The following is a 9,182-nucleotide window of genomic DNA, read 5'->3' as shown; positions in this document are numbered from 1 at the left end:
GGGCGCCTTACCCCCACGCTCCCACCCGCCACCCCCTCACCGCACTGGCCCGCAGGCCCGGTCTTTTAATAGACGTTGGCCTATCTGGATGAAAAATCGTAGATCGACTTCATCCAGATAGGCCAACGTCTATGCAAAAACGGGTCGTGGTGGTGCGTGTTACGGGAAATGGCGGTTACGCGGACTCGGGGCGCTTGGGGACCATGACCTTGCGCTTGAAGACGCAGACCAGGGTGCCGTCCTGGTTGTAGCCCCGGGTCTCGACGGCGACCACGCCGCGGTCGGGCTTGGACTCGGACTCGCGCTTGTCCAGCACGGTCGTCTCGCCGTAGATGGTGTCGCCGTGGAAGGTCGGCGCGACGTGGCGCAGGCTCTCGACCTCGAGGTTGGCGATGGCCTTGCCGCTGACGTCGGGCACGGACATGCCCAGCAGCAGCGAGTAGATGTAGTTGCCGACCACCACGTTGCGCTTGAAGTCGGTCTGGGTGGCCGCGTAGTGCGCGTCCAGGTGCAGCGGGTGGTGGTTCATGGTCAGCAGGCAGAAGAGGTGGTCGTCGTACTCGGTGACCGTCTTGCCGGGCCAGTGCTTGTAGATCGCCCCGACCTCGAACTCCTCGAAGTAGCGCCCGAACTGCATTGTCCGTCTCCTGCCCCTGGATGCAGTGAACGGCGGGGCCCTCCCCGGCACCCGCCGCCCACGCTTGTGGAAAGGATTTTGCCGGAGGGCTACCGGTGAGTACATAGGCCGAGCCGAGAACTACATCACACACCACGGGCTGCCGTTACTCCAGCGTTTGACACGCTTCGCGGCAAGCGTCCGGCGTCGCGGCATATGCTGACGGCAGGAGGTCGCCATGCCGAGTCATTCCGCAGCTGATCACCTGATCTCGCGCCAGTTGTACCGGCGGGAGATCGCCCCTCTCACCTTCGAACCGCACGAGTGGGAGCTGCTGATCCGGCTCCCGGCCCGTGTCATGATCGCCGCCACCTCCGCCGAACCCGACAGCGACCGCCGTACGGTCGACGAGGGGCTGGCCGGCATCAACGCCATCGCCGCCGGCGCGGACGCCGACTCCGAGCTGGTGAAGGCGATCGTCGGCGCCATCTATGCCGAGGCCGACCAAGATCCGCCGGCCGCCGAGCAGTTCCGCGATCCCGACCATGCCATCACCGAGGTCCTGGTGAGCTGCCGTGCGGCGGCGCTGGTCCTCGACGCCCGGGCCACGCCCGCCGACGGGCAGGCGTACCGGGGCTGGCTGGAGTCGATCGCGGACCAGGTCTGCGGCGCCGCCCGCTCGGGCGGCCTGCTCGGCCTGGGCGGGGTCACCCGCAGCCGGTCCGAGCAGCGTTTCCTGACCGATCTGGGAGAGGCCCTGCGCAACGTCTAGCGCGGGACCGCCGGGCCCTGGCGCGCCGCCACCGCGACGGCGCGCCGGGGCCTTCGCATCCCCCGGCGGTTAAGCTTCTGCCCTTGTGAACACCGAACGTGGCGAGCCCGCCGTGCCCGCGGAGCCGGGCACGCCGCCGGCTCCCCGCGATCCGGCGGAGCGGCCCGGCGCGCACGTGCCCGCCGAGCGGCTGCCGGAGGACGAGCTGGAGGTCGGCGTAGGCCCCTGGGCGGGGCCGTGGCCGACCGACGAGCGCTTCGACCCCGAGCTGCTGGCCGCCGGCGACCGGCGCAACGTGGTGGACCGCTACCGCTACTGGCGGCACGAGGCGATCGTGGCCGACCTGGACACCCGGCGGCACGACTTCCACGTGGCGATCGAGAACTGGCAGCACGACTTCAACATCGGCACCGTCGTACGCACCGCGAACGCCTTCCTCGCCGCCGAGGTGCACATCGTCGGCCGCCGCCGGTGGAACCGCCGCGGCGCCATGGTGACCGACCGCTACCAGCACGTACGCCACCACGACACGATCGGGGCGTTCGCCGGCTGGGCGCACGGGGCCGGGCTGGCGGTGATCGGCATCGACAACCTGCCGGGCAGCCGGCCGCTGGAGACCGCCACCCTGCCGCGCCGCTGCGTGCTGCTGTTCGGGCAGGAGGGCCCGGGGCTGTCCGAGGGCGCCCGCGCGGCCTGCGACCAGCTGTACTCGATCGCGCAGTACGGCTCGACCCGGTCCATCAACGCGGGGGTGGCCTCGGCGGTCGCCATGCACGCCTGGATCCGCGCGTACGCCGGCCCGCCGCCGGCCTGACCGGACGTCGGGTGGCCGCACCGGCGGCCCGCGCCACGCCCGAGCGATCTTGGCGAGTGGCTTGACGTGCCCGTTCGGTGGGGCGGACAGTGGGGGTCATGGGGCTCGCGGTGACTTGTCCGCGGTGCGGTGGCGATCTGCGGCCGCCCGGTCTGGCCCACTCCGAATGGGTCTGTGAACGGGACGGCCCCGTGCCGCCGCTGCATACCGCCCAGCACGTCAATCACGACGTCTTCGCCTGCGTCACGAAGCGGGCGGCCGAGTCGGGCCTGCCGCTGTGGTGCCCGTGGCCGCTGCCGACGGGCTGGACCGTGACCGGCGTGGCCTGGGCCGGCGACGACCGGTCCGGCGTGTCGGCCACGGCGCTGGCCTGCAGCGGCCCCACGCCGTTCAGCGACGGCCCGGCGGACGTGCTGCTGGTCGCGGAGGACCCCGGGGTCGGCCTCGGCGCGCTGTTCGCCGGCATCGCGGGCCCGGACCCGGGCCCGGACCTGACCGACCCGCCCGCCAACCACGGTTCACACGCGAAGGTGAAGGCCGACGGGCACCCCACTCCACTGTGGGCGGTGTCCACGCCCGACGACCGCAGCGCGTACGCCGGGGAGGCGCGGGGGCGCTGGCTCTACGCGGTGACCTGGCCCGCGCAGGCCGGGTACCTCCTCAGCGAGGAGGTCGTGCTCCAGGACCTCGCGGACTGGCTCCCACCCGAACTGGTGTACGGCGCGCTGTCGCCGCGCCTGCGCGCGCGGCGCTGAGTCGGCTTCCTTACTTCCTCATCGGACGCTGCTGGTTTGCCTGGCACGGATATGCCTTAATGATTCTCGGCAGGCAACGTTACTGATACGCTGAGTCTCGCCACGGCCACCAGTTGTCGAGTGGACACGGCCAGGCGGAGGGGGATAGCCCGACATGCTCAAGAAGATCCTTACGTGGGGCGGCATCGCCTTTTTGATCTTCTTCGTGGCGTTCCGGCCCGATTCTGCGGCGAACGTCGTGAAGACGCTGGGCGGCACCGTCATGGACATCGCCCAGGGCTTCGGTGACTTCTTCGGCAGCCTGGTCGCTTAGCTCACATGATCGGCGGTCTGGGGCCGGACGAGCCAAGCGAGGAGCGAGCTCCGGATCCTGACGGTCCGGAGTGGTCCGGTCGGCGCGAGCACGACACGGAGCCCATCCCGCGGACGCGCGCGGAGTCCCGCCCGCCCGCCGAGAGCGAGTCGCGAGCCGACTCAGGCGACCACACCCATTTCGTGGGGAAGGCGACCGTGGGGGCGGCCGCCGGTGCGGGGGGCGGTGGTGCCGGCAGTGGTGCCGGCGGCCGGCCTCCCGTCGATCCCGGTGACGGCTCCACGACCGCGCCGCTGGGCGGCGAGATCCCGGACTTCACCGAGGAAGAGCTCGCCGGAGTGCGGTTCGACTCCTCCGGCATGCCGCTCGGCCCGCGCCGGGTGCTCCCGCTCGAGGACGAGCCGAGCTCCATGGTCGCCCGCTACCTGTTCCCCACGGAGCGGTATCGCGGCGAGTGGAAGCGCCACTGGGTGCACCTGACCAACCCGCTGATGATCGGCATCATCGCCACCTTCGCCCTCGGCTACCTGTCCGGCTTCCTCGCGAAGCAGGACGTGGCCGGCATGTGGGTGGTGGCGGTCGTCATCTGGGCGCTGGTGATGAGCTGGGTCGCCTGGACTGTCGCCGACTGGTACTTCGATCGGTTCATTCTGACCAACAAACGGCTGATGCTGGTGCAGGGACTCATCACCCGAAAGGTCGCGATGATGCCGCTGCTCAAGGTCACCGACATGAAGTACGAGCAGTCCCCATTGGGCCGGATGCTCAACTACGGCACCTTCGTCCTCGAGTCCGCGGGTCAGGACCAGGCGCTCAGCAAGGTCGAGCACATGCCCAACCCGAACGAGCTCTACCTGCGCATCGTCGAGGAGATGTACGAGCCCGCGGCGGTCGAGGCGCGGCTCGGTCGCGAGGCGGAAGAGGAATAGTCCATTCGCCGTCACCGGAGTGCAACAGACGCGCACGCGGAGGTTGCAGAAAGTTTGTGAAGAACCGGTGAAAGGCGACAGGAAATTTCTTTGCCAGATCTAGATCCGCTAGCGCTCGTATGCCAGTCTGTCCGTTGAGGTGACGCATACGGGGTATCCACCCGATACCGGGAACCGAAAGCCGTGCGCGAGCCTCTTACACGGGGTGATGGGCGCGGTTCGACGCGCCTCGGTCGGGCGTCCGTTACGCGCCCGCGATGGGAGGTGCGTCTGTGAGCCACCGGTCGGCGATGGAGGACGAGTTCCGCGAGTTCGTGACCGCACGTTCGGCTGCCCTGCTGCGAACCGCGTACCTGCTGGCCGGAGACTGGGCCACCGCGGAGGATCTGCTGCAGACGGCGCTCACCAAGACTTATCTGGCGTGGAAGCGCCTCGGCCAGATCGAGGCGGTGGAGCCCTACGCCCGGCGCGTGCTCGTCAACACGGCGACCAGCTGGTGGCGGCGGCGCTGGCACGGTGAGCGACCCACCGAATTCCTGCCGGAACGGGCCGCACCGGACAATCTCGAAGAGCAGCTCGAACGGGACGTGCTCTGGAAACATGTCAAAGCTCTGCCGGTGCGACAACGCGCCGTGCTGGTACTGCGTTTCTACGAGGACATGTCTGAGGCACAGACAGCCGCGATGCTGCAGATCTCGCCCGGGACCGTGAAGAGCCAGACCTCTCGCGCCCTGGGCACCCTGCGGCAGCGGCTGGCTGCCGAGGGGGTCACCGGCAGGATGCCCGCCACGCTGGCGGCTCCGGCGGTCCCGCGGCAGCGGCCGGACACGGTCGTCGCGGAGACGCTCGACCTGCCCACGGGCGAGGTCCCCACGACGGCCGGGTTCCCCTCGGTCACCGCACCCGCGGTGCCGGCGCCTCGGAAGGAAGCAGTTCGACCGGCGCGAGTGCCGGTCGGCCAACCGGGGCGGTGACCATGCTTGAGGACGAGCTGCGTGAGATGTTCGCGGCTCGCGTGCAGACCCCGCCTGCCGCCGCCGATCCCGCCGGGCGGGCCATCCGCCGCGCGCGCGTGACGGCTCGGCGTCGGCAGACGATGACCGGCACGATGACCGTGTTCGCGTTCGCGGCCGTGCTCGGCGCGGCCACCGCGGCCCAGAGCCTGAGCGGCGGTCGGCCGACCGCCGCCGAGGGCGACCGGGTCACCTTCCAGGACCTGTTCGTCGACGGCGGCCAGCCGCTGGTGACCCAGGAGCCGCAGCTGCCGACCATGGCCCTGCCGATCGACCTGCTCGTCGGCCGGCAGCTGTGGACCAGCGACGGCCAGCGCATCGACCTGCAGCAGGACGGCGGTGTCGAGGCGATCGCCAAGGTCCCGGACGGCTGGGTCTACTCCGACCGCAGCTCGGTGCGCCTGCTCCCGAGCGCCGCCGACAAGCCGGTCACCCTCGCCGGCCGCGCGTCCTGGACGGTGAGCCAGGACGGGGCGCGGGTCGCCGTCAACGAGCAGGGCACCCTGACGGTGACCAGGCTGACCGATCCGCAGCGTGGCACGCAGGTCGCCGCCTCCGCCGTGCCGCCGACGGCCGTGCCGCAGACCTTCTTCGGCGAGCGCGTGGTGCTGTCCAGCGCCAAGGGCTTCGACTACTGGAGCGCCGGCTCGGCGAAGTACACCGAGACCTGGAACGCCGAGCTGCGGGCCGTGTTCGGCACGGTCGGCGGCACCGCGACGGTCGGCGTGGTGGAAGGTGCCGACAAGCGGCTGTGCCTGGTCGACGTGACCGCGGAGAAGAACGGCCTCAAGATCGGCGCCAGGATGGGGTGCAGCAAGCTGATCACCATGGAGTCGATCCGGCGCGGCGCGGCGCTGTCGCCCGACGGCCGCCTGCTCGCCATCGTGACGCCGGTCGGGGTCGAGATGGTCGACCTGCAACGGGCCCGCGACGCGGCCGCCGCGGATCCGCAGCAGAAGGCCAAGGAGCTGCAGCTCGCCGCGAACTGCCCGGTCGAGACGGTGGTCGCGCTGGTCTGGTCCGACAGCCAGACGGCGCTGGCCCAGATCGGCGGCGACGCCATCCTCGCCTGCCGGACCGACGGTGCGAAACTGCAGGTGACCATGCCTGACGACGTGACACCCGGGTGGACCATGATTCCGGCCTTCGGCACCGCCAAGTGAAGATCGACCTGCACCTGCACTCCACCGCGAGTGACGGCACCACCCCGCCCGCCGAGCTCATGCGGCAGGCCCGTGCCGCCGGGCTCACCGTGGCGGCGCTGACCGACCACGACACCACCAGCGGCTGGGCGGCCGCGGCGGCCGCGCTGCCCGCCGGGCTCACCCTGATCCCGGGGGCCGAGCTCAGCTGCCGGTGGCACGGCGACGGCGAGACGATCTCGCTGCACCTGCTGGCGTACCTGTTCGACCCGGCGTACGAGCCGCTGGTCCGGGCGCTGGCGCGGGTCCGCGAGTCCCGGCTCGGCCGGGCCGAGCGGATGGTGGAGCTGATGCGCGCCGACGGCATCCCGATCGACTGGGACGACGTGCTCAAGCACGCCGACGGCGGCACCATCGGGCGCCCGCACCTGGCCGCCGCGCTGATCCGCGCGGGCCTGGTCGCCGACACCCAGGAGGCGTTCGGCCAGGGCTGGCTGGGCAGCCGCTACCGGGTGCCCAAGGAGGACCTCGACGTGTACGAGGCGCTGCGGCTGGTCAAGGCCGCCGGCGGGGTGACCGTCTTCGCGCACCCGCGCGCGTCGGTGCGCGGCCGGGTCGTCCCGGACGCCGTGTTCGGGCAGCTGGCCGCGGCGGGCCTGGACGGGCTGGAGGCCGACCACCACGACCACAGCCCGGCCGAGCGCGCCGAGGTGCGCCGACACGCCGCGGAGCTGGGGCTTTTCACGACAGGCAGTTCCGACTTCCACGGCACGCACAAGAAGGTGCGGATCGGGGAGTACACCACCGATCCCGCGGCGCTGGAGCGCATCCTCGCCGGTGCGACCGGCACCACCCCGGTGACGGGACCGGCCTGACCGCGGTCGCCCGGCGTGCTATGCATCCGGTGTGGATTGGAAGTTCTTCGGCGAGGTCTTCGTCACCTTGCTCGTGATCACGGACCCGCCCGGCATGGTGCCCATCTTCCTGGCGCTGACCGGGGCGCTGCCCGCGCGGGAGCGCCACCGGGCCGCCTGGCAGGCGGTGGCGCTGGCCCTGGGTGTGATCGCGGTCTTCGCCGTGGCCGGCCAGACCATCCTGGACTACCTGCACATCCAGCTGCCCGCGCTGCAGGGCGCGGGCGGCCTGCTGCTGGTGCTGGTCGCGCTGGAGCTGCTGACCGGCAAGGCCGACGACCCGGACCAGCAGGCGACCTCGAACATCGCGCTGGTGCCGCTGGGCACGCCGCTGCTGGCCGGCCCCGGCGCCATCGTCGCGACCATGCTGTTCGTGCAGCGGGCTGACCAGGCGGGCGACTATGTGGCGATCGCGCTCGGCATCGTGGCCGTGATGGCCGCGGTGTGGCTGGTGCTGCGCTACTCGGGCTTCATCGTCAAGGTGCTGCGGCCGGGCGGCATCGAGGTGCTCACCCGGATCGCGGGCCTGCTGCTGGCCGCAATCGCGGTGCAGCTGATGGCCGACTCGATCGGTGCCTTCGTGGAGATGTTCACCCAGTCGCACCCCTGAGTCAGGCGGGCTCCTCGGCGGCGCGGCCGCGGCGGATCACGGCGACGCCCCGGTCCAGGTCGATCCCGGAGCCGTTGGCGACGTCCACCCGGCGGCGGCTCGCCTCCTGGACGTGCTCGGTCTGCTTGTGCTTGGTGGGGCGGAACAGACCGTCGATCTCGGCGAGCCCGGCGGACACCATCGCCGTGGCGCTGTTGTCGTTGCCGCGCAGCCAGCGCAACAGTCCCACGGCAGCTCCTTCGTCGAGGCCCGCACCGCCAGCGGGCGGGTCGCCTCGCCAGTGTCGCACCGAACTGGGAGGATCGACCAGGTGAGCCGAACCCCCACCCCCTCGGGCCGCCGGACGGGCCGCGGCCAGGACGTCCCCGAGCAGCTCGGCTTCGACCTGATGCCGGAACGGCTGTTCGTCTGCACCCCGAGCAAGCTGTCGTCGTTCGCCGACTGCCCCCGCCGCTACCGGTACGGCTACGTCGACCGGCCCGCGCCGCCGAAGGGTCCCGCCTGGGCGCACAACTCCCTGGGCGCGAGCGTGCACACCGCGCTGCGCAACTGGTGGGACGTGCCCGCCGAGCGCCGCGGCCCGGAGGCGCTGCCCCGGCTGCTCAAGGCGACCTGGGTGCGCGAGGGCTACCGCGACGACGAGCAGGAGCGTGCCGCGTACGGCCGGGCGCTGGGCTGGCTGGAGTCTTACGTCGCCGGACTCGACCCCGAGCTGCAGCCGCTGGGCGTGGAGCGCACCGTCGCGGCGAAGACCACGGTGCTGGCGCTGAGCGGCCGGGCCGACCGCATCGACGCGCGCGACGGCGAGGCGGTGATCGTGGACTACAAGACCGGCCGCACCGGGCTCGACGCCGACGACGCCCGCGGCTCGCTGGCGCTCGCGCTGTACGCGTTCGCCGCGGAGCGGGTCTTCCGGCGGCCCTGCCGCACCGTGGAGCTGCACCACCTGCCGACCGGCACGGTCGCCGCGCACGAGCACACGCCGGAGTCGATCGCGCGGCACGTGTCCCGGGCCGAGGACACCGCGCGCGACATCATCGCGGCCGAGCGGGCGCTGGACGAGGGCGTGCCCGCCGACGAGGCGTTCCCGACGAGGCCGGGCAGCCTGTGCAGCTGGTGCGACTACCGCAAGGTCTGCCCCGCGGGCGCCGACGCGCCGACCCGCGAGCCGTGGGCCGCGATCGAACCGATCCCGCCGGTGCCCCACCAGCAGGACACCCACTCCACCACGACGCCGTGACCGGACCCCGCCCCCACGAAGATCATCCGACTTGCCAGGCACCTGGGCGAAAGCGGGCTCAAGA

12 protein-coding genes are annotated in these 9,182 nt (G+C 71.6%); 10 read left to right on the top strand and 2 right to left on the bottom strand.

Annotation, left to right across the window (positions count from 1 at the left end; genetic code table 11):
* Window positions 1–175: 175 nt before the first annotated feature.
* Complete coding sequence (locus AB0J67_RS24625) at window positions 176–742, bottom strand: MaoC family dehydratase (RefSeq protein ID WP_363485791.1); 567 nt, start codon at window positions 740–742, stop codon at window positions 176–178.
* A 112-nt stretch (window positions 743–854) separates the two neighbouring features.
* Between AB0J67_RS24625 and AB0J67_RS24620 the strand changes: the two genes are divergently transcribed.
* The 9 genes from AB0J67_RS24620 (at window position 855) to AB0J67_RS24580 (ending at window position 7,878) form a co-directional block, all read left to right on the top strand.
* Window positions 855–1,388 carry a hypothetical protein gene (locus AB0J67_RS24620; RefSeq protein WP_363485790.1) on the top strand — a complete coding sequence of 178 codons (534 nt, stop codon included), beginning with the start codon at window positions 855–857 and terminating at the stop codon, window positions 1,386–1,388.
* Window positions 1,389–1,578: 190 nt separating this feature from the next.
* Entirely contained in the window at window positions 1,579–2,202 is a 624-nt protein-coding gene (locus tag AB0J67_RS24615; protein WP_363485794.1) for an RNA methyltransferase, read from the top strand.
* A gap of 98 nt (window positions 2,203–2,300) precedes the next feature.
* On the top strand, window positions 2,301–2,957 hold the full coding sequence (locus tag AB0J67_RS24610) for a DUF6758 family protein (protein WP_363485789.1): 657 nt from the start codon (window positions 2,301–2,303) through the stop codon (window positions 2,955–2,957).
* A 154-nt stretch (window positions 2,958–3,111) separates the two neighbouring features.
* Window positions 3,112–3,270: a hypothetical protein gene (locus AB0J67_RS24605; protein WP_170213147.1), complete on the top strand. Its 159-nt coding sequence runs from the start codon at window positions 3,112–3,114 to the stop codon at window positions 3,268–3,270.
* Between the two features lie 5 nt (window positions 3,271–3,275).
* Window positions 3,276–4,199 carry a PH domain-containing protein gene (locus tag AB0J67_RS24600; RefSeq protein ID WP_363485788.1) on the top strand — a complete coding sequence of 308 codons (924 nt, stop codon included), beginning with the start codon at window positions 3,276–3,278 and terminating at the stop codon, window positions 4,197–4,199.
* A 290-nt stretch (window positions 4,200–4,489) separates the two neighbouring features.
* Window positions 4,490–5,173 (top strand): SigE family RNA polymerase sigma factor, encoded by a 684-nt coding sequence (locus AB0J67_RS24595; protein WP_363485787.1) that lies wholly within the window; start codon window positions 4,490–4,492, stop codon window positions 5,171–5,173.
* Between the two features lie 2 nt (window positions 5,174–5,175).
* Window positions 5,176–6,375, top strand: coding sequence for a hypothetical protein (locus tag AB0J67_RS24590; protein WP_363485786.1), 1,200 nt, complete (start codon window positions 5,176–5,178; stop codon window positions 6,373–6,375).
* On the top strand, window positions 6,372–7,229 hold the full coding sequence (locus AB0J67_RS24585; RefSeq protein ID WP_363485785.1) for a PHP domain-containing protein: 858 nt from the start codon (window positions 6,372–6,374) through the stop codon (window positions 7,227–7,229). The genes AB0J67_RS24590 and AB0J67_RS24585 overlap by 4 nt, the downstream gene beginning before the upstream one ends.
* A 31-nt stretch (window positions 7,230–7,260) precedes the next feature.
* Window positions 7,261–7,878 (top strand): MarC family protein, encoded by a 618-nt coding sequence (locus tag AB0J67_RS24580; protein ID WP_363485784.1) that lies wholly within the window; start codon window positions 7,261–7,263, stop codon window positions 7,876–7,878.
* A 1-nt stretch (window position 7,879) separates the two neighbouring features.
* Here the strand turns inward: AB0J67_RS24580 and AB0J67_RS24575 are convergent, their stop codons facing one another.
* The gene (locus AB0J67_RS24575) at window positions 7,880–8,107 is read right to left on the bottom strand and encodes a hypothetical protein (RefSeq protein ID WP_363485783.1); all 228 of its coding nucleotides are present in this window, start codon (window positions 8,105–8,107) and stop codon (window positions 7,880–7,882) included.
* Between the two features lie 159 nt (window positions 8,108–8,266).
* On the opposite strand from AB0J67_RS24575, the gene AB0J67_RS24570 reads away from it, so the two are divergent.
* Window positions 8,267–9,118 carry a PD-(D/E)XK nuclease family protein gene (locus AB0J67_RS24570; RefSeq protein ID WP_363485793.1) on the top strand — a complete coding sequence of 284 codons (852 nt, stop codon included), beginning with the start codon at window positions 8,267–8,269 and terminating at the stop codon, window positions 9,116–9,118.
* Window positions 9,119–9,182 lie beyond the last annotated feature (64 nt).

This window comes from Catellatospora sp. NPDC049609, assembly GCF_040675365.1.
In the GTDB taxonomy this organism is placed as follows: Bacteria; Actinomycetota; Actinomycetes; order Mycobacteriales; family Micromonosporaceae; genus Catellatospora.
The sequence above is the reverse complement of the archived record's forward strand: the minus strand, read 5'-3'. Positions and strand labels throughout refer to the sequence as shown.